Source organism: Streptomyces sp. NPDC003456, from assembly GCF_042878735.1.
Lineage (GTDB): Bacteria > Actinomycetota > Actinomycetes > Streptomycetales > Streptomycetaceae > Streptomyces.
The window spans coordinates 662,574-687,363 of sequence record NZ_JBIAOK010000001.1 but is presented as its reverse complement, the minus strand read 5'-3'; the positions used below and the strand labels follow the sequence as shown (position 1 = coordinate 687,363).

The window sequence follows — 24,790 nt, the reverse complement described above, 5'->3', positions numbered from 1 at the left end:
CTTCCGATCGGAGACCCGCGTGTCCCTCACCTTCCACTGGTTCCTGCCCACCAACGGCGACAGCCGCCATGTCGTCGGCGGCGGCCACGGCACCCCGGCCACCGAGTCCGGCCGCGACCGGCCGCCCACGGTCGCCTACCTGAGCCAGATCGCCCGTGCCGCCGAGGACCTGGGCTTCGCCGGTGCGCTCACCCCGACCGGCGCCTGGTGCGAAGACGCGTGGCTGACCACCGCCATGGTCAGCCAGCAGACCGAGCGGCTGAAGTTCCTCGTGGCCTTCCGGCCCGGCTTCGTCTCGCCCACCCTCGCCGCGCAGATGGCCTCCACGTTCCAGCGGCAGACCGGCGGCCGCCTCCTCCTGAACGTCGTCACGGGCGGCGAGAGCCACGAGCAGCGCGCCTACGGCGACTTCCTCGACAAGGACTCCCGCTACCGCCGCACCGGCGAATTCCTGCACGTCGTACGGGAGTTGTGGGCGGGCAAGACCGTCGACCTGCACGGCGAACACCTCCAGGTCGAGGACGCCCGCCTCGCGCGGGTGCCCGATCCCGTGCCCGAGGTCTACTTCGGAGGGTCCTCACCGATCGCCGGCGAGATCGCCGCCCGGCACGCCGACGTGTATCTCACCTGGGGTGAACCGCCCGCCCAGGTCGCGGAGAAGATCGCCTGGATCCGGGCGCTCGCGGCCGCGGAAGGCCGCAGCATCCGTTTCGGTATCCGGCTGCACGTCATCACCCGCGACACCTCGGAGCAGGCCTGGGCCGAGGCGGAGCGGCTGCTGGCGGGCTTCGACCCGCAGACCGTCGCGTCGGTCCAGGCGGGCCTCGCCCGCAGCGAGTCGGAGGGGCAGCGGCGGATGCTCGCCCTGCACGGCGGGGGCAACCGCGAACGCCTGGAGATCCACCCCAACCTGTGGGCCGGTATCGGGCTCGTGCGCGGAGGCGCGGGCACCGCCCTGGTCGGCAGCCACGACGAGGTCGCCGACCGCGTCAAGGAGTACGCGGCGCTGGGCATCGAGGAGTTCGTCCTCTCCGGCTACCCGCACCTGGAGGAGGCGTACTGGTTCGGCGAGGGAGTCCTGCCCAGGCTGGAGGGTCAAGGGCTGTGGCAGCATCCCCTCGGCGCGCGGACGGCGCCCTCCGCGCAGGTGCCGTTCGCCGGCGCCCGGAGCGCCTGACGAAGGCGGGGCTTGCGGCCCAGGCGGCGCGGATGCCCGTTCGAGGGAGTGAACCGGCAATCTCCGGCACTCATCTCCTGCCACCGATCGGGCTCCATCCGTAACTATTCCCTCCCGGTTTCCTTGCGGCGCGCTATGTTGATGGAATCTCAACTGGGGTGAACCACACGACACATGCGCGCATCGGGGGATCGTGTGAGTACCACGGATCTGCCACCGTCATCACGGCCGACATCCGAGCCGTCCACGCCGCCGGCGGCGCCTGCTGCTCCGCCGCCCACCTCACCGTACGCCAGTGAGGCCACCCGTCTGCTCTGCGCGGGCGCCTACCTCGACGCCCCCTACCGGGACCGGGTGATCGAGGAGCTGCATCTCAACGAGCAGCGGATCGTGGCGCCCTCGCTCGGCTTCGACGCGGCCCGGGTCCTGGCTCACGCACTGCGCGCCCGGCGTATGGAGCTGGCCTGGGCAGGCGCGATCGTCGGCCTGTGGTTCGTGGGCCTCCTGGTGACCGACATGCTGCTGGCCGGTTACCTGCTTCCCGGCCTGTTGCTGGCCGTGGCGAGTGCGGTCCGCGGCGACACCGACCATCCGTCGCTTCCACGGCGACTCGTGGCGTTCGTCATGCGCTGGCTGGGCCGCCTCGTGTTCGCGGTGTTCCTGGCCGCCACGGTGGCCATCGCCTTCACCGGCTCCGACGACGACTCGTCGGCCGGCTCCTACGACCCCGCCTACGGGGCGTACGGCTCCTCCAGCGGCGAGTCCTCGAGTCTGTGGTCCTCCCTCGAAGAGCTGCTGCCCGCCTTGTCGCAGTCGGCCGGCGGCGACGGCGCGGTCCGGCCGCTGCAGGCGTGGCTGGCGCTGGTGCTGTTCGTGGCTGTGGCCCTGTGCACGGGTGCCCAGCGCAGCCAGTTCGTCCGGGCGCTGGGTGGCGAGCTGGCCCCGGAACGGTTCGCGGACGCCGCCTCCGACCCGGCGGAGAACGCTGAGGGTGGGCGGTTCCGGCGGATGAGGGACCGCATCCGGTCGGAACAGCACGAGCCGCTGATCATGTACCACGAGGCCCACCCGTTCTGCGGTGCCGGAGCGGCCTACGACACCTGGGTGCTCGCCGTCGAACTGAGGCCGGAGGAGTCGCAGAAGACGCGTCCGCTGAGCAATCGGACGGTGCTCGACACGATCCGCCCACTGCTCGAAGGGCTGAGGCTGCCTGCGGAGTACGCGGGGGTCACGGTCCGCGACCGGCTGCGGTGGTTGGAGATCGACGAGTGTGTGTTTCTGCCCGCTGAGGGTCTCGCCCGGCGCGAGGACGCCCCGTACGACCGGACTGCCTTCGAGACGCACCGGTCCCGCGCCGTGGAGGAGGGCGCGGAGAAGCGCCGGCATTTCCTGCGCGTGCGTGTCGGCGGCTGGGAGGAGGAACTGGTCGTCACGGTCTTCATCCGGGTGCACACTCAGGGCCGGATGCTCATGCTGGAGATCGCCCCGCACGTGCTGCAGCCGATCCGCGCGGACTTCAAGGACTCCGACCGGACCGCCCACCGCTTCCGCCACAACAGCGCATTCGGCAAGGCGACGTGGGCCGTCGGACAGGTGCCCCGCTCCGCGTTCCGCTCGGTGGTCACGCTCTTCCAGGGCGCCGCCTACGGGTGGCAGTTGCTCACCGCGGGTCACGCCAACGCGCTGCCCGACGGCCCCGCGCTGTCGGTGCGCGAACTGGGCGCGGCTTCCACGGGGTCGCTGTTCCAGCAGATGGACGTCGACCGCTACCTCAGGAGCGTGCAGGACCGGATCGCGCACGGCGTGCGTGCGGCGCTGGCCGCGCACGGCTATCAGACCGGCGAGTTCGTGCAGAAGGTCGTCAACATCAGCAATGGCGGCGTGCACATCGACTCCGTGGCGGACAGCACGTTCGCGGTCGGCAACCAGGCACGCGCCACCTCGACCACGCAGAAGGGATCCGACGGCGATGACCGACGGGAATGAACCGGGCGTCCGGATCGGTGACGTCTCGCACAGCACTTTCGCCATCGGCAGCCAGGCGCGCGCCGAGAGCCACCACGGCGCGGCCCAGCAGCGCGACCCGGCAGCCGAGGAACTGCTGGCGGCGGTGCGCGTGCTACGGGCCGATCTGACCCGGGTGCGGGCGGACGAGCGCACCGCACAACTGGACGCTGCACTGGCCGACACCGAGAGCGAGATAGCCCGGACCGGCACGGTCGGTCAGGGCAGGCTCCAGCGGTTACGGCAGCTGCTCACGGACTCGGAGGCCCTGGTGAGCCTGATCGCCTCGGCCGGGGCCGTGGCGGGGCTGCTGGGAATGTGAGAGGTGAGCCATGAGCGGGGGAGAAAGGTACTGGAACGAGGAGACCCAGCGCTGGGAGGCCGGCACCCGAGGGTATGCCCATGCCACCCCACCCCCGCCGGCCCGGCCTGATCCCCAACCGCCGAGCGCCGACGTCGGTGACACGACTGCGGCAGCGCCCTGGCCGGACCCGGGGCGGCCATCGGTGTCGGACGTGCCGGGGTGGCGGCAGCGACGCCGGGTGTGGGCACCGGTGGTGGCCGCGGCTGCCGTCATCGGCGTCACGGCGGCGCTCGTCATGGTGCAGGTGAACGACGGTGACGAGCCCGGGCACCGGCCGAGCACACGGGCAGACGGGACCGTGTCGTCGACCCCGTCGGTGCAGACATACCTCTCCGAAGCGCCGCAGGAGGAACCGCAACCCTCGGCACCGCCCTCAGCTTCCGCGTCGAGCCCTGATCTCCCCAGCGGCTACGAGTCGCTCGTCGATCCGCAGGGCTTCCGTATCGCCATGCCTGCGGGCTGGACGCGGGAGGCTCTCCCGTCCGAGTACGGCATGGACGTCGTCAACTACCGCAGTCCCACCGGTGAGCAGAGGCTTCAGGTGTTCGAGGTGGCGGAGACGACCGTGCGGGAATCCTTCGAGCTGTTCCTGTCGCCGCAGACTCCGAAGGCCCGCGGCTTCGAGCAGCTCGGCATGCACGATCTCACCGGCGTCGACGTCACAGGCCGACGTCTGGAGTACCTGGCCGACTCGATCAGGGGCGAGCCCGATGCGGGGACGTGGCATGTAGTGGACACCCGGTTCGAGACGGCGAACGGCGGCAGGTACGCCGTCATCGCCTACGGCAGGGACGACGACGGCCGGGACGACGAGTTCGAGCTGGCCGGCACGGCCGTCGAGTGGTTCTGTCCGCCCCAGGGGACCTGCGCTCCGCCATGACCTCGGGAACTGCCTCGGTGATTACAAGAGACATGGCGGGCGAAGAGGTACTTCCAGCGTTGCGCCGAGATCGTTGCCGATGGGCGCATCGGCGCTCAGACGTGGTCCTTCCTCTCCTCCTGGGCCAACGATCCAGGCGCCCCCTTCTGCTGAAGCCGTCCATAGCGTGGCAACCAGCCGCGCCTGCTTCGACATCGACGGCGCCTCGCTCTGATTCGCCACCCCGCGACGAGGCGTCGTCCACGTGATCGACCGGCTCACCCGACACCCGTTCGACCTGGACGTCATCTGGATCGGGTAGCCACTCCGCAACGGCGCCCTGGCCCTGCAGCGCTAGGTGAGTGGCCACGGCGCCGGTGCCGATCACCGTTGCCAGGCCCACGGCGACCGCGCCGAGGCGGCGGCCTGTCGTGCCGAACAAACCCGGCTTGTCGTCGGAGGCCGGCGCGACGCTGGCGCTGCTTCTCCGGGAGGCTTGGGCGTTGGTACTCACCACGCGGCATCGGTTGTCGTGCATGGCAGCGTCTATCGCTTGGCCGATCTGTTAACCCCCCGGGCTCCATGACCCTCGAGCCATCGCGTTCACGGGTCTTCGACGTTCACCGCTTCTTGCTCAGTTGTTCCTCAAGTCCTCGTTGTGCGCTTGTGAGGCCTGGTTCGCCTGTGATCGGATGGTGATCACGGCCGGGAAGTGACCAACCCGGCTGGAGGCAACACACAGAACAGGGGGCGCACTTATGTGCAGAAGGACGCGGATTCTCGCCGCTGCCACCGTCGTCGCGGTGCTTGGTATGCCGACTGTCGCGCACGCGGATAGCGGGGAGGATGAGATAACTTCCGCAGAGGGCAGCGGGATACACCTGAACGATGGGCGTGTCATCGATGTCGGTGAGGAGGTTACGTTCACCTTCGAGGAGGAGCGCGAGAAGGCGAGTGGTGACCGAGTGGCGAGTGCATGCCCTGAGGTGAACGATAAGCCAAAGTACAAAGTCAAGGGATCGCCGTACTTCATAGCCAGCAAGCCGCCGAAATCGACCTGGCTGCTGCCCGGTCAGAGCGTGTCTTGGGCCTTGACTGAGAGCTATGAGTTCACCTGGGACATCGGCGTCAGTGCGGAAGCCGAGGCCGGGATCGTCCTGTCGAAAGCCAAGACCTCCATCGATACCAAGATCAGCAACAAGTGGACGTGGTCCGGCACGCAGACCGTGACCGACAAGAATCGCACAACGAAGGGGTACCGGGCAGTGCTCGGCCAGCAGGGATGGAAGCTCACGGCCACCAAGACGTGGATCGCTCCGCCTTGTAATGTCAAGAAGAAGACCATCGTCATCAAGGCTCCGAGGAAGGGCGACATCTCGATCGGGCGGAAGAAGTCGTGATGATGAGCAGCAGGCGCATACGACATCTCTCCGTTTGCCTGGGCATCTCCATGCCGCTCGCTCTGGGGGCTTGCAGCTCCAGCGAGCCGTCTCCTCCGAAGGCCTCGACTTCGAAGAGCTCCGCTTCGGACGGGGCAGAAGCGGCGAAGTCAGTGCTGGAGAAGGGCATTATCGAGATGGATTCGCTGAATGGCGGGTCTGGTGTGCTGAAGCGGAACTTCGGGAACACGCTGGCATCCGTGCCCGACGATGTAGTGAGCGTGGCGTTCGCGTTCACTTGTATTGGTGGCGAGAAGGTGGAACTGACGCTCACCACTTCGGGCAGAGATGCTGCATCGGGCACCGTTGTCTGCGATGGGTCCATTTTTCAACGGAGCATCAACACGGCCGAGTCGGGTCCTGTCGCATTCTCGGCTGTCACCGCTGACGGCTCGAGTGGTGGCTATGCCTACGCCTACTACGTCGAGAAGAAGAACGAATCGTAGTATCCCCTGAAGGGGCTGCAGCACCTGTTGTCTTGGCGCGGTTCGGCCACGGCCGTGCAGGTGCTGCTTGGCCTTGCAGGAGCGGTTCGGCCGTGGCCGGCATGCCGCCGCCCGGCCGGCGACGGGCCGCGCGCCGTTCCGGGCGGCAGCATGCGTCCCACTATCGGGCGCCTCACGTCTGCACCGCCCTCCGATCGATAAGGCGAACCGAAACTCGCGGTGGAGCGGGATCGCCGGAGTGCTGACACAGCGTCGAAAGAGGACTACCTTCCCTGTCGAGCTCATGTCATTTGACTGCGGCATGGAAAGGGACTCCCTCGTGATCTTGAAGAAGCACTTCGGTGGCTCAGCTAGATCGGCAGTCGCTGTGACAGCCATGGCGTTTGTCGCGGTTCTGGGGACGGGTACAACAGCGCACGCAGGAGCAAGCTGCGGAGTCACCGGGTGCTCCTCCTCGGTGAACGACACCAGTCTGGGGGCGACCGCGCTGAAGAACTGGTGTCGCGGTGGGGACAGCACCGGTGCATGGACGGCTACTCAGCCGACCTGCAAGAGCGACGACGTCCCGCAGGCCAGCATGTATCTGTCTCCCAACGGCGGCCACACTCCGTACAGAGAGGACTGGGACACGCTGCGCGTCGACGCCGGCTGGTGCTACAAGGTGAGATTCATCGTCGACTTCGGCGACGACTTCAATCGCACCTACGATCGCCGCGGCCTGTCGGCCGCCTACGTCAAAGTGGCCGACAACGCGGACGCCCATGTCATCGGGCAGAGTTCAAGCTCCTGTCCGTAAGTGTGGGCCGGGGCCTGCCAACGGCATGGCAATCCCTTCCTCGCGCTCACAAGCGCAGCTCATGGCTCCCGACCTGTGTCTCACCTGGAGTGAACCACCCGCCCAGATCGCGGAGAAGACCGCCTGAATCCGGGCGCTCGCGGCCGCCGAGGGTTGCAGCATCCGTTTCGGTATCCGGCTGCACGTCATCATCCGCGACACCTCGGCGCAGGCCCGCGCAACCGCGAACGCCTGGAGAATTGCCCAAGTTGTGAGCCGGTATCGGGCCCGTGCGCACAGGCGCGGGCACCGCCCCGGTCGGCAGCCACGACGGGGTCGCCGACCGCGTCAAGGAGTACGCGGCGCTGGGCATCGAGGAGTTCGTCCTCTCCGGCTACCCGCACCTGGAGGAGGCGTACTGGTTCGGCGCGGGAGTCCTGCCCAGGCTGGAGGGGCAAGAGGCGGCGCGGGTGCCCGTTCCACGAGGTGAGACGGCAACCTCCGGGTGGTACGGCCCTCTTGACGGGGGCCCGGTCCGGTCCGAGACTCCTACACGGGAACCCTAGTGAAAAGGTAGGGCAATCATGGACCGTGCCGGCCGGGCACTCGGCGGTGACGCCGCCCGTCTCGCCCTCCGGCAGTCCCCCCTGCTGACGTCCCGCCGCCACATCGATCTCCAGCGGGTGTGCAGTGCGGCCGGTTCCCCCGGCGACGGCGGTCCCGTCCCCGTCTGATTCCTCCGCCCCGAGGACCCGTCCGGCCGCGCCGATGCCGCCGCGTGCCGCCGCCTTCCGTGCCTGTACGCCTGTGAACGAGCACCCCAGGGAGACGCATGTCCGCACCATCCCCGACCGCCGTGCCGTCCTTCCGCGGCCGGATCGGCTGTGACGCGCGCAGCGGCTACTACGCCGCGCCGCACCGCTACCGGCTCCACCTGTCGCCGTCCTGTCCGCACTGTCTGCAGATCGCGGTCACTCACAGCCTCCTCGGTCTCGAGGACGCTCTGCCGGTGACCTTGCTGCCTGCTGTACCCGACGCCCCCGACGGCGGTCACACGGCGCTGCGCGCGCTGTACGAAGCCAGTTCGCACCAGCACCCAGGGCCCGCCGCCGCGCCCGTGCTCAGCGACGGCTGGACCGGGACGATCGTCAGCACGCACACGCCCGGCATCCTGCGCGACATGGTCCGTCGCTTCGGCGGCGACGGCCCCGACCTCGTCCCGCCCGGAGCGGAGGAGGAGATCGAGGCCCTGGCCCGGTTCGGCGAGCAGGGCATCACCGCGGCCGCCCAGCGCGCGGGCCGCGTCGAAGCCACGGCGGCGGAACGGGACGCGGCCCTGGCCACGCTGCTGAGCACTCTGGACTCACTGGAGGAGCGGCTGGCCGCCCGGGAGTACCTGCTCGGAGCCGAACTCACCCTCGCCGACGTACAGCTGTGGGTGACACTGGTGCAACTGGACACCGTGCACCGGCACCATCTGGACGTCGCCGCGGTGCACCGCATCACCGACCACCCGGTCTTGTGGGCCTACGCGCGCCGCCTCGCGGCTCGCCCGGCCTTCGGCCCCCACCTCGACCTCGACGGCATCGCGCGCAGGCACCACGCCCACTGCCGGGGAAAGGAGGCCGCGGGCTCGGCTGTACAGATCGTCGACTGGGCCGCCTTCACCCGGCGGCGGACGCCGGAGGCAGGGTGACGCCGCCGGAGCGCTGCGTGAGGTGACACCACCGGCGCTGGGGGCGTGGTGACACCACCGGCGCTCGGGGTGTGGTGACATGCGGGTGGGGCGGCCTCCGGAACCGAAGCCGCCCTGCGCACGGACGAGTCGACCTCCGGCGCCGGGGCCGCCGTGCTCCGGGTAGGGCTATGTCCGCTGCCGGGGCCGCCGCGCTCCCGGGTGGGGCGACGTCCGGTGCCGGGCTCGCCCCTGCACCAGCCCGGGCGTAGGTCAGCCCAGCAACTCCGTCACCAGCGCAGCGACCTGCTCCACCTCGATGAGGAACCCGTCGTGCCCGTACGGCGATTCGACGACCCGCAGGGCGTCCGCACCGGGCAGCCCGGCGGCCAACTCCGCCTGCTGGGACAGCGGGTAGAGCCGGTCGGAGTCGACCCCGGCGACCAGGGCGGGTGCGGTGACCCGGCTCAGGGCGGCCCGCACACCACCCCGGCCGCGGCCGACGTCGTGGCTGTTCATGGCGTGCGCCAAGGTGACGTAGCTGCCCGCGTCGAAGCGGCGCACGAGCTTGTCCGCGTGGTGGTCGAGATAGGACTCCACCTGGTAGCGGCCACCGCGCCAAGGATCCTCCCCGCCCTGCGGCGCCCGGCCGAAACGGGCCCGGAGCTCCGGTTCGCTGCGGTAGGTGACATGGGCGAGACGGCGGGCGAGCCCCAGCCCGGCGTGCGGACCCAGCCCGTCCGCAGCGTCGTGGTAGTCGCCGCCGCGCCAGTGCGGGTCGCTGCGGATGGCGTGGAGCTGGATGTTCGCCCAGGCGATCTGCTCCGCGCTCGCGGCCGCCGCGGTGGCGAGCAGCAGCAGCGACCCGGTCCGCTCCGGGTACGACACCGCCCACTCCAGCGCGCGCATCCCGCCCATCGACCCGCCGAGCACGAGCGCCCAGCGGTCGATGCCCAGCGCGTCCGCGAGACCGGCCTCGGCCGCCACCTGGTCCCGCTGGGTGAGGAACGGGAAGGCGCTGCCCCAGGGGCGCCCCTCCGGCGACACGGACGACGGCCCGGTACTTCCCTGACAGCCCCCGAGGACGTTCGGCGCCACGACGAACCAGCGATCGGTGTCCAGCGCGCGCCCGGGGCCGACCAGCCCCTCCCACCAGCCGGCGGTGGGATGCCCGGGCCCGGCCGGGCCGGTGACGTGGCTGTCGCCGGTCAGCGCGTGCAGCACGAGCACCGCGTTGGACCGGTCCGGCGCGAGCCGCCCCCAGGTCTCGAACGCGAGCCGCACGTCCGGCAGTTCACCACCGGCCTCCAGCGGGAGCGGTCCGCCGTGCCGGTGCCACTGCCGGCGCCCGGGCGGGTCCCCCTCCCGCCAGGCACCGGAGGCCGGCGGGAGAGGGACCGCGGACGGTGTCAGTACGGTGCTCAGGACGCGGCCTTCGCCGCGCGGAAGCCCGCCTCCAGATCCGCCTTCAGGTCGGCCAGGTTCTCGATGCCGACCGACAGGCGCACCAGGCCGGGTGAAGCACCGGTGGCCGCCAACTGTCCCTCGTCGAGCTGGCTGTGAGTCGTCGACGCGGGATGGATGATCAGACTGCGCACGTCACCGATGTTCGCGAGGTGACTGAAGAGTTCCACCGCGTCCACGAACCGCTTGCCCGCCTCGACGCCGTCCCGCAGCTCGAAGGACAGCACCGCCCCGGCACCGCGCGGCAGATAGCGCTGCCCGGCCTCGTACCAGCGGTTGGACGGCAGGCCCGGGTAGTGCACGGCCGCGACCTCGTCCCGCTGCTCCAGCCACTCCGCCAGGGCCTGGGCGTTGGCCGAATGGCGCTCGATGCGCAGGCTCAGCGTCTCCACGCCCTGCAGCAGCAGGAAGGCGGAGTGCGGGGAGAGCGCGGGGCCGAGGTCGCGCAGCAGCTGCACGCGCTGAGGAACGCCGCGGCGACCGCCTCGTCGTCGACCCGCACCCGGGCCACGGGTCGCCGCCCCCGGACGGAGGCGAGCTCCGCGGCGGCGAGCGAGCACACCGCGACGCTCGCCCGGGCCAGCTCCCGCACGGGCAGCCGTGCCGGAAGCCCGCCGGAGGGACCGCTGTAGGACACGCGGGCGAGCAGCGAGGCGTCGCCGTCCAGGACCGCCCAGGCCTGTGCTGTACCCGCGGAAACCGGAGCACTCATGTCCGCACTATGGCATCCGGCACCACGGGCGAGACGATCCACACCGGGCTGGGTGTGGGGCGCCGCCCCTCCCCCAAGGGGCGAGGCGGCGCGCGGGGTCACGGCGAGCAGCCCGAGTCGGCCAGGACGTAGTGGTCGGGTGCCGTCTGCTTGAGGGTGTGCGTGGTGAACGTGTTCCACAGGCCCATGGCCTGGCCCGAACCCTTGGCGTAGGTCTGTCCGCCGCTCTGATAGGCGCGTCCGGCGACCGTGTGGTCGTAGTTGCTGGCCGTGTGGCACGTCGGCGTGAACCCGGACGTCGTCGCCGTGACGCTCGGGGAGACGCGCCCCTCGGCGCCCGAGGTGTCCACGGCCGCCACGCTGTAGCTGTACGCCGTGCCCGTGGCCAGACCGGTGTCGGTGTACGAGGCCGCCGTGGCGGTGCCGACCTTCGTGCCGCCCCGGCGTACGACGTACGACGCCGCGCCGGGCACCGCGGTCCAGCTCAGCGACACCGTGCTGTCGGTGGTTGCGGTGACGGACAGCCCCGTCGGCGCGGGCAGGGAACCGGTGCCCTGGCCGCCGCCGAGCCCCCAGAAGCGGGCGGTGTGGTAGCTGGAGCAGATCGTGTCGAGGTAGTACGTGCCCGTGCTCCCGCACTGTTCGGGACCGCTGCCGGGGTCGACCGCCAGACCGTGTGCCATGCCGGACACCGAGTAGACCTGGACGGCGGGACGGCCCGAGGGGTCGTCGTAGACGCTCAGCGTCGTACCCGCACCGAGGCTCTCCGTGCGGGAGGGGGTCTGCCCGATGCCCCACACGTCGGTCCACTGGTCGCGCAGCTCGCCGGCGTTGGCGGGCCGGACGGTGGTGTCGGCGGTGCCCTGCCAGATGGCCACGCGCGGCCAGGAGGCGGTGCCGGACGGGGCGGCGGAGCGGACCAGGTCGCCCCACTGGGCAGGGGTCTTGTCCGGCGGGCTGTACATGCAGGTGTACGCCGCCGACACGCTGGTCGCGCAGCGTGCGGGCAGCCCGGAGTCGACGGCGCCACCGGCGAAGACGTCCGGGTAGGCGGCGAGCATGTTCGCCGTCATGCCACCGCCCGCCGACAAGCCGGTGATGTACACCCGCCGGGGGTCGCTGCCGTACAGGGCGACGGCCTTGTCGACCATCTGCCTGATCGACAGCGCCTCTCCCTGGCCCCGAGCGCTGTCGCCCGGCTCGAACCAGTTGAAGCAGGAGTTGGCGTTGTTGGCGCTGCTCGTCTGCGGCAGCACCAGGGCGAAGCCGTAGGCGTCGGCGAACTTCGGCCAGCCGGAGTGGGTGTAGTAGTCGCCCGCACTCTGCGTGCAGCCGTGCAGGGCCAGGACGAGGGGGGCGCCGGCCGGCAGCGCGTCCGGGGCGTAGGCGTACATGGACAGATTGCCGGGGTTGGTGCCGAAACCGGTGACCTGCGTCAGGCCGGCGGCGGAGGCCGCGGGACTCACGGTGATCAGGCCGACGGTCAGCGCCAGAGCTCCGGCAGCGGCGGCGACGCAGCGGCGGAAGCGGGCGCCGAGGCGGTGGCGGCGTGTGGTGACGGGGGAGAGGGAAGCGGAGCGAGGCGGCGGTTGTCCCATGACGAGGGCCTCCTGGTGGGGTAGTGGGGGACCGGGACCACTGGGGGAGTGGAGCTCGGAAGGGGAGGGCTGCTGGGGAGCGCCCGCGTGGCCGGTGCGGGAGTGCGATCGGCCACCGCACGGCTGCATCGTCCGGGTGCGCCCGCCACTGCCGACATGGGCCCGGCGGCCATGGTCGGCGCGAACATGTGTGACGGCGCTATATGGCTGCGCATGGACGGGGGGTGTAAGCGGAGCGGCTTGCCCGGGGCTGCGCCGACGCCTGGCCGCGGAGGAGATGGGGCTCGAGACCATGGCCGGGCGGCGGAAGGTGGTCCACCACCCCATATGTAGCCGGCACACGGACGGCATAGCCTCCCGGCGGTCCTGGTAAGCGAGGCACGCGCCGCAGGCGCTGCACGTGATCGTGGAGGCGTCACCCATGCATCTCTCCGTCCGCCCCCGTCCGCACCCCCGACTCCGTCCTCCCGCCCGCCCTCGTGCGGACGCCTGGCGGCTAGGCGTTCCGGCAGCTCTCGCCCTGGCGGCCCTCCTCGTCCCCGCCGGCTCCGCGGCCGCCGGACCCGGTGCGGCGGCGGCCTCACAGGCCCCGGGCAGCGGTCACTGCGCACAGCTGCCGAAGGCGCGGGTACCGGGCGCGGAGCGGCAACGGGCCGCCTGCCTGGACGAGTTGACGACGGCCGGCACGGTCGCCTCGGGACACACCGACCCGGCCGACTGGGCGGGGCTGACGCCCAAGGACCTCGTGGTTCCGAAGGGAGTGCCCGGCGTGCAGATCGACGGCTACTTCCCCGACACCTCCACCACCAACACCAACCACGGCTGGAACCACGACGCCCAGTTCGTCCTCCGCCTGCCGGATCGCTGGAACGGCGGCCTGGTGGTCGCGGGCACTCCCGGGAACCGCGAACAGTACGCCAACGACCGCGCCATCGCGGACCACGTCCTCTCCCGCGGCTACGCCTATGCCGCCACCGACAAGGGCAACACCGGTCTGGCCTTCCACCGGGACGGCAGGAAGCCGGGCGACGCGATCGTCGAGTGGAACCGCCGGCTCACCCAACTCACCCGGGCCGCCCGGGCGACCGTCGCCCGCAGCTACGGCCGGCCGCCGTCACGGACCCTGGTCACCGGCCTCTCCAACGGCGGGTACCTCGTGCGCTGGCAGCTGGAGAACCACCCCGAGCTCTACGACGGGGGAGTCGACTGGGAGGGCACCCTGTGGCGCCCCGACGGCCCCACGCTGCTGGACTTCCTGCCCGCGACCCTGCGCAACTACCCGGTGTACGCGACCGGCGGTGAAGGAGCGGACGAGGCACGCGCAGCCCTGCACCGCGCCGGCTTCCCGGCCGGGTCGGAGTTCCTCTGGCAGTACCACCACACCGTCTACTGGGACCTGACGCAGCGCCTCTACCGCGAGGAACTGGACCCCGGCTACGACGGCCCGACCGAAGCCGGCACGCCCTACTGCACGACCGGAACGCCCGCCTGCGACGCCGACTACGACTACGCGGCCCGGCCCGCCGAGGTGAGGAAGGCCGTGAAGAGGATCGGGCTGACCGGGCGCATCGGCAAGCCGCTCATCACCCTGCACGGCACACTGGACGTCCTGCTGCCGATCAGCCGGGACTCCGACGTCTACGCCCGCATGGTCCGCGCGTCGGGCCGAAGCCACCTGCACCGCTACTACCGCGTCGAGGGCGGCACTCACGCCGACGCCCTTGCCGACGCCCACCCGGACCGCCTGCGCCCGATCACCCCGTGCCACCACACGGCCATGACGACACTGGAAGCCTGGCTCACCTCAGCGGAACAACCCCCCGCGTCCCACACGATCCCCCTCCCGACCGACCGAACACCCACGAACCTCGCCAACACCTGCTCGCTGGGCTGAGCGGCTGTGGGTCGACGCCATGCAGGGAGGGCCACGCGCTGATCGCGGCAGCCCGGCACCACGCCGCATCCCCGGCCCGCATACGATCCGTTCGTGATCGCGGAGCTGCAGTGCGTGGTGCTGGACTGTCCGGAGCCGATGGAGCTCGCCCGGTTCTACCGGTCGCTGCTCGGCGGCACTGTGAACCGGCAGGACCGCCGGTGGTCGCTCGGAGACGACTGGGCGACGCTGCACACGCCGTCCGGCCTCGCCCTCGCGTTCCAGGGTGTCGCCGACCACCGACCCCCGAAGTGGCCCGACCCGTCCCGTCCCCAGCAGTTCCACCTGGACTTCGGCGTCACCGACCTGAACCACGCCGAGGAGCAGGTGCTGGCCCTCGGGGCGGTCCTGCTGGACGGCGGCTCAGGGACGCGTAGTTGGCGGATCTACGCCGACCCGGCGGGGCACCCGTTCTGCCTGGTGCGGCACTGAGGGCGGGGCGCCCTCCGGGGGCCTGGCGTGCAGCGGGGAAAGTTCCGCGCGGGGCGCCTGCCGGCCGGGCATGATGGTGGCGATGCTGGAGGACACCGAACACCACGGCGGGCAGGCGCGTTACGCGTTGACGGACACAGCGAACGCTCATGTCTGGGGTGTCTGTGCCGAGGCCGAAGGGCTGTTCGCCGACCCTCCGCGCAGCAGCTACGAACTGTTCGGCTGGGTGCCGGGCGGGACCGAAACGGTGGGGTGGGTCGGCACCCGCGTGTGGCTCGTGCCGGACGACGCGGCGCATGGACCCTGGCTGCTGGAGGACGTCGAGAGCCTGGGGCGGCACCCAGGGACGGACGGCCTCGTCCTCACCGCGCTGGACGACCACGAAGGTCCGCCCGAGGGATACCGAAGTCCTGTGCAGGTGCACGACCAGCGGCGCCGGCTGGGCTCGTGCCGGGAGTTCACCCGTGTTCTGCCGGGCGATATTCCGGCGCCCTCGCTCGTCCTGCGCGGTCTCGCACCGAGCGATCGGCTGAGGCGCGCATGGGAGACCGGCACCCGGCGCACCCTGGACCTGAAAGAAGCCGAACTGGAGATAAGAGACGACCAGGGGAACCTGCTCGGCGATCGGCTGCTGCACCCCCGCATCCGCGGCTGGAGCGTCTCCCCGCACGGGCGCCACCTCGTCGACCTCGCACTCGACGGCGAGTTCATGCCGGTGCCGTCCTTCGCCCGGCCCCTGTGGGAGCGCTGGCTGGCCGGTCCGCCCGACACTGCCGGCGCGTGGGCCGGCCTGGGCATCCGGGAGCGTGACGCCTGGCTCGACCTCGTCCGCGACCGGGGCTGCCGGCGCGAGCACGGCGAGCGGCCTCCGGGGCAGGCGTACCGGCTGGACGGCAGGCACATCACTGATGAACCGGGCCTCTACCTGGCGCTCGGCGAGGCGGTCAACGGACCGGGCGGATACTTCGGTGCGTGCCTCGACGCCCTGGACGACTGCCTGCGCGGGGGTTTCGGCCACACCTCACCCGCCACGCTGCACTGGAAAGACACCACCGTGGCGCGTGAGCACCTGTCGCGTCGTCTGACACCGCAGGGCAAGCCCTACGACCTGTTCGCCGACGTGCTGGACGTCTTGGGCGAGCGAGGTGTGCGGGTCCTCCTCAAGTGAGGCGCCGGACCAGGCGGAGCCGGTCCGAGCGAGCTCGAGCCGTCACCCGGACGGTGCGCGCACCCCGGCGCCGACCGGTCCGCGGCGCCAACCGGTCCCTGCCCGGAACAGCACGCGTGATTCCGCGGTGAACCGCTCGTGAATGTCCGGGCGTTGGCCGGGCATACGGGCTTCACCCCTTCGAGAGGAGCTCGTTCCATGCTTGGCATAGTCGCAGCGGTGCTGTTCTTCATCTCGTTCCTGATCAACGCGGCGGAGATCGGTACCAACGACGTGTTCTCTTCGACGAACGTGATGCTGCTCGGTCTGATGTGTCTGGCCCTGCACGTGGCCGGCGTGGGCGGCGGCTGGTCGGCCCGCAGACGCTGACCGCGTTCACGGCAGGACCGAGGACGCCTGCCGGTTCGCCCGAACTGCTCCGCGACGCACGGCACAAGATGTTCCCCAGCGTCCGGAACGGTTCGACACGGCGACCGGCAGGCGTCCTTCGTGTTCCCCCTCCGGCACCGACACCGCCGGCGATCGGGCGACCGGTCACTCGCGGAACGCCGTGTCGACCGACTCCATGACGGCCCGGGCACCCTCCTCGGCGTCGCCAAACGTCCCCGCCAGCGCGGTCACCGCCAGCCCGACGGAGCGCCCGTCGTCCGTGGCACCGCCGCGGGTCTCGTACCCGTCGATGTCACCGCCGTGGCCCCAGTAGACGCCGCCGCGGCTCAGCTGCGCATCTCGGCGAGCTGCGCGGCCGGGAGGAGCCTGCCGTCGATCAGGACGCGGGCGAACGTGCCCAGGTCGCTCGGGGTGGAGATCAGCTGGCCGACGGCTCCGCCCCAGGACGGGTCCATCTCGGTCACGTCGATCACCTTGCGCGACCGGGGGCAGCTCGTGCGGGTGGAAGAACCTGTGCTGGACGTCGCCGAAGTCCTCCAGGTCCAGGTGATCGGTGCAGTTGGGCAGACCGCTGGTGTGCTGCAGGAGCCGGCGGACGGTGATGTCCCTGCCGTCGATGCCCTCACCGCGCACCACCCCGGGCAGGTACGTCTCGACGGGCTCGTCCAGGCGGACCTTGCCCTCGGCGACCAGTTGGAGGACCACGACGGCGGTGAACGTCTTCGTGTTGCTGCCCGCGCGCACGTAGCCGTCGCGGGGGACCGGCACCTGCTGGCCCAGCCGGGCGGACCCGGCGCCCCAGGGACCTGATGCGGCCGTCTGTGCGCACCCACGCCGTCACGGCCGGGTACTCGTCCTCGCTCACCAGCGAGTCGATGCTCCGCTGCAGCGGCGAGGCCGGCGGCGAGCCCGCCACCGCCGTGTGGGCCACCGCCGTGCCCGCCAGGCCGGCCGCCGCCACAACCAGCAGTCCGCTGCGCAGCGTTGACGCGATCTTCCTCTGCACCCACGTTCCTCCCCGTCCGGTTCGCCCACCACGACGGTTCCGGGACCGGACGGGAAGATCAGTAGGGCTGAGCGCCGGCAGGAAGGTGTGCCTGTCACCACCGGGCCATGGCCCGCCGCCTCAGGAGCCGTCGGCCTCGCGGGCCCGCCGGTCGGCACGGCGCCGCAGGTACAGCGGCAGCGCGTACCAGCAGAAGCCGAACCACACCATGACGCCCACGACCAGCGTCTCGGCCAGCATGCCGGGCACCACGAAGCGGAGGATCAGCAGCAGCGTGCAGCCGATGGTCAGCGCGAGCAGGACCATCCCGCACATCATCAGACGGCCGGCGGTCTCCACCAGCTCGTCCTTCATGCGCTGGCCGGACAGGAAGCGGTGGATGGAGACGGGGGCGATGAGCGTCCCGGTGGCCGCCGCGCCCAGCACCACGGTCGTGACGTAGATGCCGCGGTCCAGCGTCTCCAACTCCCTGAACAGGGGGGTGAAAGCCACGCTGAGCAGGAAGCCGAAGAGGATCTGCACGCCCGTCTGGGACACGCGCGTCTCCTGCAGTATCTCGTTCCAGCGCCGGTTGACCCGCTCGTGCGGTGACTCGGGTCCCTCGCCGGCCGGTCTCCTCTCCGACTCGTCGTTGCGCGCACCGTCGGCGTCGCTCCTGCCTTCCGGTTCCACGTGCTTTTCGGTCATGGTCACGGCATCCTCCCCTGTCAGAGGGACCGTCTGCCCTGGGTCGGCGCCTTCCATGCCCGGGCGGTGGCACCCTGCCGGAGGCGTCCGTCCCCCTCGCGCACCCGGCGCCCCAGGTGCCGCGCCGTCAACGGCAGTTGGCCGGTCGGCGTCTTTCCCGTGCCCGCGCGTACAAGCCACAGTCTTCTGCGCGCAACGTTCCACCCGCACCATCGGCAGGTCCTCGACCCCGACCAAGGAAGTGCCCGTGGCGACGTATCGCAGTCCGTTCAGAACCGCCTCTCTCGTACTGGGCACCGCTGTGCTCGCCCTGCTGGGCCCCACGCAAGCCGTGGCGCTCCACCAGGGGCTGCCCGCGGTCAGCCCGGTCAGCGAGACCCCCGCCCTCTACGACGACGAAGCCGGCGGGAACTCCGACGCGGACGATCCGGCGATCTGGCGCAACGCCGCCCAGCCCGGCCGCAGCCTCGTCATCGCCACTGCCAAGGAGGGCGGCCTGCGCGTGTACGACCTGGGCGCCCGCCTGGTGCAGTCACTGCCCGCGCCCCGCCCGCCGGCCGCGGAGGACGCGCCGGGCCGGTACAACAACGTCGACCTCGTCACGGGACTGCGCCTCTCCGACGGCCCGGCCGACGTCGCCGTGGTCAGCGACCGCGGCACCGACCGGCTGCGGATCCACCGCATCGACCCGGCGGCCCCCGGCGGGCCGCTGACCGACATCACCGACCCGGCCGCCGCCCCGGTCTTCTCCGCGGACCAGACCGAGATCAACGAGCAGCGCACCGCGTACGGCCTCGCCACCTGGCAGGACAGGTCCACCGGCCGCAGCTACGCCCTGGTCAGCCAGCGGGAGCGGACCCGCCTGGCCCTGGTCGAGCTGCGCCCGACCCCCAGCGGCACCGTCACCTACCGCAAGGTCCGCACCCTCGACCTGCCCTCGTCCTTCCGCCTCCCGAACGGCGCGACCTGGTCGCCGTGCGCGGAGCCCGGTGAGCTCCCGCAGGTCGAGGGCATGGTGGTGGACCCCGCGACCGGCACGCTCTACGCCGGCCAGGAGGACGTCGGCATCTGGCGGCTCCGCGCCGACCTCACGGGCAAGCCGGTCCTGGTGGACAAGGTCCGCGAGTACGGCGTCCCCGGCGTGTACGACGAGGCGACCGAGGAGTGCACGGTGGGCACCGACCCCGGCTACGGCGGCGAGCGGCTGTCCGCGGACGTGGAGGGACTGACCCTGCTGCAGGAGCCCGGCGGCGACGGTTACCTGCTCGCCTCCAGCCAGGGCGACGACACCTTCGCGCTGTACGACCGCGAGGTGAGCGAGGACAACGAGTACGAGGGCGGCTTCCGCGTCACGGCGGCCACGGCGACACTCGACGGGGCGCAGGAGTGCGACGGCGCCGCGGTCCTCGACGCCCCGCTGGGCAGTCGCTACCCGAACGGCCTGCTGGTCGTCCAGGACGGTGACGAGACCCCCGAGGCGGCCGACGGCGAGGGCGGTACGCGTGACGCGACCGGATTCAAGTTCCTCGACCTGGGCGAGGTGAAGGAGGCCGCCGACCTGTGAGCCCGGACGCGGGGCGCCCGGCACACGGGTGCCTCGCGGCCCCGCCCGCCGGATGGGGCACCCGCCCGCCGGATGCGGCACCCGCCCGCCGATGCGAGCCCCTGCCCGCCGCATGCGGTACCCCGCCCGGCGGGCGCACCTCACCCTCACTGTGCGTGTTCGTCGGTGCTGCGCTGGTGTGGGCGCGGCGGCCCTCGGTGTTATTGAATGAGGTGTGCGACCAGGGAGCTCGGGGCCCCGATCGCACGGGTCCGCATACGGAAAGAGCCGCATGGACTCCACACCCTCGCCCTCGTCCCCGTCCTCCTCGGCGTTCCACCTGGTCAGCCGCGCGCTGGGACGTTACATCCCGCGCGGCGAAGAGGAAGCGGCCACCGGTTCGGCCGAGGCGCGGGACGAGCGCGCCCCCACGGGGCAGCGGACGGCCGACACCGCGGCGAACAGCCGTCAGGAGCAGATCCTCGGCGCTCTCAACCTGGACACGGACCTGATCATCACCCGCGGCAAGCTGGACGCTCCCGTGTTCGCGGGACTGGACGCCGCGCCCGGCAAGCCGTTCGTCGACCTGCTGCCGCCCGGCGACGTACCCACGGTCACCCGCCGCCTGCGGCAGGTGGTGGAGACCGGCGAGGCGCACGTGGCCCGGATCCAGCGCCTGCGCCGCACCGACGGGTCGGAGCTGGTCGTCTCCATCAGCATCCTGCCCGCCGCCCCGCCCGAGGAGGGCCTGACGGTCTCCGTGATCGCCATGGCCCGGAGGCTGCACCTCTACGCGGCCGAGACCGCCATCGGCACCTCGCTCGACATCGGCGAGACCGCGCAGTCACTGGCCCAGTCCCTGCTGGCCTGGGGAGACGTGGCCGCCGTCGACCTCGACTTCGCCGTGTGGACGGGCGAGGGAGTCACCGGCACGCCGCGGGGACGCATCCGGCTGCGGCGCGCGGCCCTCGTGCCGGACCGGGCGTGGCCCGCGGGCTACGTCACCCCCGGCAACGACCTGCCCGGTGAGGCCGGACGCCTGCTGGCGCAGGCGGTGATGCGCGACGACGACCCGCAGACCGTCGTGATACCCGATCGGGAGGCCCTCGAGCGGGTCTTCGGCAACCCGCGGGTCATCCGCGCCCTGGTGCCCAGCGACCGGTCGGCGGGTGTGGCGTGCATCCCGCTGGTCCTGGACGGCACACCGCCCGCCGTCCTCGGCGTGGCGGAGGTCTGGCGGCGGGCCGACCACCCGTTCCGCGACGGCGAACTGTTCGACCTGCAGGAACTGGTGGCGCGGACGGCCCACCACGTCGACCTGGCCCGTCAGCACCAGCGCGAGCACACACAGGTCCTGGCGCTGCAGCGCCGGCTGCTGCCGCGGACCGGCGGCGACACCGTCGAGATCGCCAGCGTCTACCAGCCCGCCACTCCCGACAGCGCGGGCGTCGGCGGCGACTGGGTGAACAGCTTCCCCCTGCCGGACGGCCGTACGGCGCTCGTGGTGGGGGATGTCGTCGGGCACGGCCTGGGGGCCGCGGCGACCATGGGCCAGCTGAGCATGGAGGCCCGGGCGCTGCTCTCCGCGGGCCTCGCGGCCGACCAGGTGCTGGAGCACCTGGACGAGACCGTGTCCCTGCTGGACGACGCGGAGTCCGGGCTGACGGCCGGCTACAGCGCCCTGGGATCGACCTGCTGCATCGCCCTCTACGACCCGGTCAGCCACCAGGTCACCATGTCCAGCGCGGGCCACCTGCCGCCGATCCTGGTCTCCCCGGCCGGGCGGGCGGAACCGCTGGGGATCCGGCCCCACCCCGGCCTCGGGGCCGAGTTCGCGCTGCGCGAGCCGTTCGACGTCCACACCTTCCACGCGCCCCCGGGCTCCCTGCTCGCGCTGTACACCGACGGTCTGGTGGAGGACCCGGCGCTGTCGATCGACGACGGCATCGGGAGGCTGACGGAGGCCGTGGCCGCGGTGCATCCCTGGGACACACTGGATCAGGCCGCACGGCACGTCGCGTCCACGGTCGCGCCCGCCCCCCAGCGCGACGACGTGACCCTGCTGCTCGCGCGCATGATCGGCTACCGCAAGGGCGACACGGCGACCTGGCGGCTGCCGGCCCGCGACGACGCCCCGCACCGCGCCCGCGTGCACGTCGACGCGCTGCTCAGGCGCTGGCAGACCAGGGACCACACCCGCTGGGCCGTGCTGCTGCTGGTCAGCGAGCTGGTCACGAACGCGGTGCGTTTCGCGACGGGCCCCGTCACCGTACGGCTGATCAGGACGGGGCACGGCCTGCTGTGCGAGGTGGGCGACACCGGGAACGGCCGGCCCCGCCTGCGCAGGAGCGACGTGCTCGACGACGGCGGCCGCGGCCTCGGCATCGTGCACCGCCTCACCACCCGGTGGGGAGTGCGGTGGACCGACGACGGCAAGGTGGTGTGGGCGGAGGTCGCGCGGCCACGCGGCTGAGCAGCTCATGTGGAAGCGGACACCGGCGTGCAGCATCGCGGCCGCCGAGGAGCCGCCCGCCGGGCGAAGGGCCCGGCCGTGACCGGCGAAGGACCCGGCCGTGACCGGCGAAGGACCCGGCCGTGACCGGCGATCCGCTGCCGACCCGGTGGTGCTGCCGGCACCCCCACCAGCCGGGAGCGGCGGCGCGACGGCGCCCTACAGCCACTCGCCTTCCAGAGCGGTGGCCGTCAGGCCCGGTGCCGCCGCGTACAGGACGGCGCGGTTGCCGGGCTTCTGCTGCCCCGCGTCGTGCGCCCGCCGCAGGATGTCGAACACGGCGGCGCCGCCGCGGTTGCCGGTGGTGTAGCTCTCCCTGCTGTAGTCGAGCAGCCCGGACGGCCACGAGTCGGGCATCGTCTGCTCCATGTACTCCAGCACACGGGTGCCCCCGGGGTGCGCGAGCAGGACGTCGGGGTGCCAGGCCTCGGGGTCGTCCTGGTAGCGGGAGCGCAGCCAGTCCCACATGGCGGTGACGGTCTCCTGCACGGCACGCGGCCCGCGCCGGTCCATCACGAAGTGGGTGCCGTCCGCCCGCGTCCTGAGCCGGTGCAGGTCCTGGGTGCCGGGCAGCGTGTGGTGCCAGGAGGCGTCCAGCCGCAGCACCGACTGGGGCCGCTGCCGCCCCGTGACGACCGCCGCCACCGCGGTGTCGGCGAACAGCAGCCGGACGATGAGGGACTCCAGGGTGTCGTCCGCGGGCTGGTAGGTCGTGCTGAGGGCCTCGGAGATGACGACGAGGACGACGCGGTCGGGGTCCGCGGCCACGAGGTCCGCCGCCAGTGCCAGGGAACGGGTTCCGGCGATGCAGGCCCACTGCGTGGCGGGCAGCAGCAACGCGTCCGGACGCAGCGACAGCCTGTTGGCCAGGGCCATGTCCAGACCGGGCAGCGCCGGGGTGGTGGAGTGGCTGGTGATCAGGCAGTCGACGTCGGACACGTCCAGCCCGGCCGACTGCAGGGCCCCGCGAGCCGCACGCTCCCCGTACGCCTGCACGGCCTCCCAGGCCGGTGCGGTGCGCTCCTCGATCGTCTGGGAGACGGGCAGGGACTCCAGGGCGGCGATCGCGCGGTCCACGTCCTGCTGCGCGAACCCCTCGGCGGCCAGGGCCTTTTGGGCCGACGCGACGCTCACGGTGTCCAGTGCGCTTCCCTGGCCGGGTGCGACGGCGGTCTCCAGCGGCAGCATCCAGCCGCGCGACTCGATGCCCGTGCTGGCGGCGATGGAGTCGATCCGGGGCGCCCAGGCGGCATCGGGATGCCTGTCGCGCACCTCCGCCACGATCTCGCTGGTCTTCACGGTGTGCTCGCCGTGTATGACGGCAGGGGGGCAGAGGTACGCGGCCATGTCGGGAGCCTTCCGGGGAGCGGGGTGGGAGGGTCGGGCACTGACGCCGGGTGCGACCGCCACGAGGGGTGTGTCAGGGGTCACTTCCGCGGCCCAGCGCCCAAAAGGGTGCCGAGGGGCTCCACTTCGGGAGATTCGGTACCTGTTTCGAGCATGGACGCCAAAAGGACATTTCCGCTGTGATGCAGACAACTTAGGCCAGCATGAGTGGCGTGATACGGCACACAGATCGACCGGCGTATGACTCGGTCTCAGGTGGCCGGTGCCGCAACGGGTGGCCGGGGCGGAGGACTTGGAAGCCTCACGAGGTTCGTCGGTCGCCGTGCGCGGCTGGAGTTCCGCGGAGCCACGGGCGGGGTGCTCGGCCACCTGGGACCGCGTCGTCCGTGCACCGCGTCGAACGCGTCGGCCGGCTACCGGATTTCGCCCGGCACGCGGCTCCGGTGGGGCAGCACACCGCTGTCCGTCTTGCGGAGCCGGCGCGCATCGGCGCGGCCATCGGCAGAGCCCGCCGGACGCGGCAGACCCCGCCCGACGAAATGGACAGCGCTCGGCTCACCGATGAGGAGGAGGCCGGGCAGCAGAATCCCGCGTCTGCGGCGGACCGGCGAGGGCGAAATTGTGTCGAGGCTCATACCGGCGCGGGCGCCAGGCCGTGGCGGGCCGGCAAAGGGGCGTGCGGGCGGTGTGCGGTTCTCCGTACGCGCCCGCGACATGCGTGCGCGCCCCGCCGGGCCCCCCTGTGGGCCCGGCCGGCGGGCGCGATCACGTGATCAGGCGATCAGGGCCTGCTCGGTGGTGGGGTGGCAGGGGATGACCGTGTCCACGCCGACCAGCTGCAGAACGCGCAGCACGGAATCCTGGGCCCCCGCGATACGGACCCATCCGTCCGCTCCGCTGACCTGCTGGTGGGCGGCGACGAAGACGTTGATGCCGCTGGAGTCCATGAAGGTCACACCACTGAGATCGGCGACTATCCGGGGCGGCTCGGACGCGTGTCCACCCAGCAGCGCCCGGCTGAGCACGTCCTGGACGTCGTGGTCGATCTCGCCCCGAAGGGTCACGACACGGACGCCCTCGACCAGATGGTGTTCGGCGCAGAGCCGGTCCGGCCGGTCCGCGGGTTGGATGTGGGCCACGATCTCCTCGATGCGTTCAGGGCTCGCCCTAGGTTCGGAACGAGGATGATTCTGCCCCACCGCTCGTCCCGGATGCACCCCGCGGCTGTATCGAACATCACCTGTGAGGTATGTATGGCG

At 71.6% G+C, this 24,790-nt stretch carries 22 protein-coding genes and 2 pseudogenes; 16 read left to right on the top strand and 8 right to left on the bottom strand.

The window, feature by feature from the left end; genetic code table 11:
* Positions 1 to 19: 19 nt before the first annotated feature.
* From ACFYWG_RS02610 to ACFYWG_RS02565, 10 genes and pseudogenes are all read left to right on the top strand, one after another.
* The gene (locus tag ACFYWG_RS02610) at positions 20 to 1,177 is read left to right on the top strand and encodes an LLM class flavin-dependent oxidoreductase (protein WP_389198825.1); all 1,158 of its coding nucleotides are present in this window, start codon (positions 20 to 22) and stop codon (positions 1,175 to 1,177) included.
* A 195-nt stretch (positions 1,178 to 1,372) separates the two neighbouring features.
* Positions 1,373 to 3,163 carry a hypothetical protein gene (locus ACFYWG_RS02605; RefSeq protein WP_389198823.1) on the top strand — a complete coding sequence of 597 codons (1,791 nt, stop codon included), beginning with the start codon at positions 1,373 to 1,375 and terminating at the stop codon, positions 3,161 to 3,163.
* Positions 3,147 to 3,503: a hypothetical protein gene (locus tag ACFYWG_RS02600; RefSeq protein ID WP_389198821.1), complete on the top strand. Its 357-nt coding sequence runs from the start codon at positions 3,147 to 3,149 to the stop codon at positions 3,501 to 3,503. Before ACFYWG_RS02605 ends, ACFYWG_RS02600 begins: the two co-directional genes overlap by 17 nt.
* Positions 3,504 to 3,735: 232 nt before the next feature.
* The gene (locus ACFYWG_RS02595; RefSeq protein ID WP_389198819.1) at positions 3,736 to 4,425 is read left to right on the top strand and encodes a hypothetical protein; all 690 of its coding nucleotides are present in this window, start codon (positions 3,736 to 3,738) and stop codon (positions 4,423 to 4,425) included.
* Between the two features lie 791 nt (positions 4,426 to 5,216).
* Positions 5,217 to 5,804 (top strand): hypothetical protein, encoded by a 588-nt coding sequence (locus ACFYWG_RS02590; protein WP_389198817.1) that lies wholly within the window; start codon positions 5,217 to 5,219, stop codon positions 5,802 to 5,804.
* Positions 5,804 to 6,289 carry a hypothetical protein gene (locus tag ACFYWG_RS02585; RefSeq protein WP_389198815.1) on the top strand — a complete coding sequence of 162 codons (486 nt, stop codon included), beginning with the start codon at positions 5,804 to 5,806 and terminating at the stop codon, positions 6,287 to 6,289. Before ACFYWG_RS02590 ends, ACFYWG_RS02585 begins: the two co-directional genes overlap by 1 nt.
* 457 nt (positions 6,290 to 6,746) lie before the next feature.
* Entirely contained in the window at positions 6,747 to 7,085 is a 339-nt protein-coding gene (locus tag ACFYWG_RS02580) for a hypothetical protein (RefSeq protein WP_376327874.1), read from the top strand.
* Between the two features lie 70 nt (positions 7,086 to 7,155).
* A pseudogene (locus ACFYWG_RS02575) lies at positions 7,156 to 7,630 on the top strand (LLM class flavin-dependent oxidoreductase); the annotation flags it as partial.
* Positions 7,631 to 7,648: 18 nt separating this feature from the next.
* Complete coding sequence (locus tag ACFYWG_RS02570; protein ID WP_376327872.1) at positions 7,649 to 7,798, top strand: putative leader peptide; 150 nt, start codon at positions 7,649 to 7,651, stop codon at positions 7,796 to 7,798.
* A 98-nt stretch (positions 7,799 to 7,896) separates the two neighbouring features.
* Positions 7,897 to 8,760 (top strand): glutathione S-transferase C-terminal domain-containing protein, encoded by an 864-nt coding sequence (locus tag ACFYWG_RS02565; protein ID WP_383499574.1) that lies wholly within the window; start codon positions 7,897 to 7,899, stop codon positions 8,758 to 8,760.
* Positions 8,761 to 9,012: 252 nt separating this feature from the next.
* On the opposite strand, the gene ACFYWG_RS02560 is transcribed toward ACFYWG_RS02565, so the two are convergent.
* The 4 genes and pseudogenes from ACFYWG_RS02560 to ACFYWG_RS02545 all read right to left on the bottom strand — a co-directional run bounded on the left by ACFYWG_RS02560 (position 9,013) and on the right by ACFYWG_RS02545 (position 12,513).
* Positions 9,013 to 10,164, bottom strand: a complete 1,152-nt coding sequence (locus ACFYWG_RS02560; RefSeq protein ID WP_389199444.1) for a homoserine O-acetyltransferase — start codon at positions 10,162 to 10,164, stop codon at positions 9,013 to 9,015.
* Positions 10,161 to 10,673, bottom strand: a pseudogene (locus ACFYWG_RS02555) (PLP-dependent transferase); the annotation flags it as partial. The pseudogene ACFYWG_RS02555 and the gene ACFYWG_RS02560, both read right to left, overlap by 4 nt.
* Entirely contained in the window at positions 10,583 to 10,915 is a 333-nt protein-coding gene (locus tag ACFYWG_RS02550) for a hypothetical protein (RefSeq protein WP_389199477.1), read from the bottom strand. The gene ACFYWG_RS02550 and the pseudogene ACFYWG_RS02555, both read right to left, overlap by 91 nt.
* A gap of 98 nt (positions 10,916 to 11,013) precedes the next feature.
* A complete protein-coding gene (locus ACFYWG_RS02545) occupies positions 11,014 to 12,513 on the bottom strand; it encodes a PHB depolymerase family esterase (RefSeq protein WP_389198812.1) in 1,500 nt (499 codons plus the stop codon).
* A gap of 421 nt (positions 12,514 to 12,934) precedes the next feature.
* Between ACFYWG_RS02545 and ACFYWG_RS02540 the strand changes: the two genes are divergently transcribed.
* From ACFYWG_RS02540 to ACFYWG_RS02525, 4 genes are all read left to right on the top strand, one after another.
* Positions 12,935 to 14,407, top strand: coding sequence for a tannase/feruloyl esterase family alpha/beta hydrolase (locus tag ACFYWG_RS02540; protein WP_389198810.1), 1,473 nt, complete (start codon positions 12,935 to 12,937; stop codon positions 14,405 to 14,407).
* Positions 14,408 to 14,500: 93 nt separating this feature from the next.
* A complete protein-coding gene (locus tag ACFYWG_RS02535) occupies positions 14,501 to 14,878 on the top strand; it encodes a VOC family protein (protein WP_389198808.1) in 378 nt (125 codons plus the stop codon).
* A gap of 73 nt (positions 14,879 to 14,951) precedes the next feature.
* Positions 14,952 to 16,046: a barstar family protein gene (locus ACFYWG_RS02530; RefSeq protein WP_389199442.1), complete on the top strand. Its 1,095-nt coding sequence runs from the start codon at positions 14,952 to 14,954 to the stop codon at positions 16,044 to 16,046.
* A gap of 198 nt (positions 16,047 to 16,244) precedes the next feature.
* On the top strand, positions 16,245 to 16,415 hold the full coding sequence (locus ACFYWG_RS02525) for a hypothetical protein (protein WP_376327861.1): 171 nt from the start codon (positions 16,245 to 16,247) through the stop codon (positions 16,413 to 16,415).
* Between the two features lie 165 nt (positions 16,416 to 16,580).
* Here the strand turns inward: ACFYWG_RS02525 and ACFYWG_RS02520 are convergent, their stop codons facing one another.
* Both ACFYWG_RS02520 and ACFYWG_RS02515 read right to left on the bottom strand, forming a co-directional pair.
* Positions 16,581 to 17,204: a serine hydrolase domain-containing protein gene (locus ACFYWG_RS02520; RefSeq protein WP_389198806.1), complete on the bottom strand. Its 624-nt coding sequence runs from the start codon at positions 17,202 to 17,204 to the stop codon at positions 16,581 to 16,583.
* Positions 17,205 to 17,562: 358 nt separating this feature from the next.
* The gene (locus tag ACFYWG_RS02515) at positions 17,563 to 18,135 is read right to left on the bottom strand and encodes a DUF6328 family protein (RefSeq protein WP_376327857.1); all 573 of its coding nucleotides are present in this window, start codon (positions 18,133 to 18,135) and stop codon (positions 17,563 to 17,565) included.
* Positions 18,136 to 18,376: 241 nt separating this feature from the next.
* On the opposite strand from ACFYWG_RS02515, the gene ACFYWG_RS02510 reads away from it, so the two are divergent.
* Positions 18,377 to 19,693 (top strand): phytase, encoded by a 1,317-nt coding sequence (locus tag ACFYWG_RS02510; RefSeq protein ID WP_389198803.1) that lies wholly within the window; start codon positions 18,377 to 18,379, stop codon positions 19,691 to 19,693.
* Positions 19,694 to 19,964: 271 nt separating this feature from the next.
* Positions 19,965 to 22,145 carry a SpoIIE family protein phosphatase gene (locus tag ACFYWG_RS02505; RefSeq protein ID WP_383499596.1) on the top strand — a complete coding sequence of 727 codons (2,181 nt, stop codon included), beginning with the start codon at positions 19,965 to 19,967 and terminating at the stop codon, positions 22,143 to 22,145.
* Positions 22,146 to 22,343: 198 nt separating this feature from the next.
* Here the strand turns inward: ACFYWG_RS02505 and ACFYWG_RS02500 are convergent, their stop codons facing one another.
* Positions 22,344 to 23,531 (bottom strand): type III polyketide synthase, encoded by a 1,188-nt coding sequence (locus ACFYWG_RS02500; RefSeq protein ID WP_389198801.1) that lies wholly within the window; start codon positions 23,529 to 23,531, stop codon positions 22,344 to 22,346.
* A 773-nt stretch (positions 23,532 to 24,304) separates the two neighbouring features.
* On the bottom strand, positions 24,305 to 24,670 hold the full coding sequence (locus ACFYWG_RS02495) for an STAS domain-containing protein (RefSeq protein ID WP_383499602.1): 366 nt from the start codon (positions 24,668 to 24,670) through the stop codon (positions 24,305 to 24,307).
* Positions 24,671 to 24,790 lie beyond the last annotated feature (120 nt).

Coding starts and splice junctions, on each gene's coding strand:
- ACFYWG_RS02565 (WP_383499574.1), top strand. CDS start 7,897: ATGTCCGCACCATCCCCGACCGCCGTGCCGTCCTTCCGCGGCCGGATC.
- ACFYWG_RS02570 (WP_376327872.1), top strand. CDS start 7,649: ATGGACCGTGCCGGCCGGGCACTCGGCGGTGACGCCGCCCGTCTCGCC.
- ACFYWG_RS02540 (WP_389198810.1), top strand. CDS start 12,935: ATGCATCTCTCCGTCCGCCCCCGTCCGCACCCCCGACTCCGTCCTCCC.
- ACFYWG_RS02585 (WP_389198815.1), top strand. CDS start 5,804: ATGATGAGCAGCAGGCGCATACGACATCTCTCCGTTTGCCTGGGCATC.
- ACFYWG_RS02600 (WP_389198821.1), top strand. CDS start 3,147: ATGACCGACGGGAATGAACCGGGCGTCCGGATCGGTGACGTCTCGCAC.
- ACFYWG_RS02500 (WP_389198801.1), bottom strand. CDS start 23,531: ATGGCCGCGTACCTCTGCCCCCCTGCCGTCATACACGGCGAGCACACC.
- ACFYWG_RS02550 (WP_389199477.1), bottom strand. CDS start 10,915: ATGAGTGCTCCGGTTTCCGCGGGTACAGCACAGGCCTGGGCGGTCCTG.
- ACFYWG_RS02590 (WP_389198817.1), top strand. CDS start 5,217: ATGCCGACTGTCGCGCACGCGGATAGCGGGGAGGATGAGATAACTTCC.
- ACFYWG_RS02505 (WP_383499596.1), top strand. CDS start 19,965: ATGGACTCCACACCCTCGCCCTCGTCCCCGTCCTCCTCGGCGTTCCAC.
- ACFYWG_RS02530 (WP_389199442.1), top strand. CDS start 14,952: ATGGTGGCGATGCTGGAGGACACCGAACACCACGGCGGGCAGGCGCGT.
- ACFYWG_RS02545 (WP_389198812.1), bottom strand. CDS start 12,513: ATGGGACAACCGCCGCCTCGCTCCGCTTCCCTCTCCCCCGTCACCACA.
- ACFYWG_RS02525 (WP_376327861.1), top strand. CDS start 16,245: ATGCTTGGCATAGTCGCAGCGGTGCTGTTCTTCATCTCGTTCCTGATC.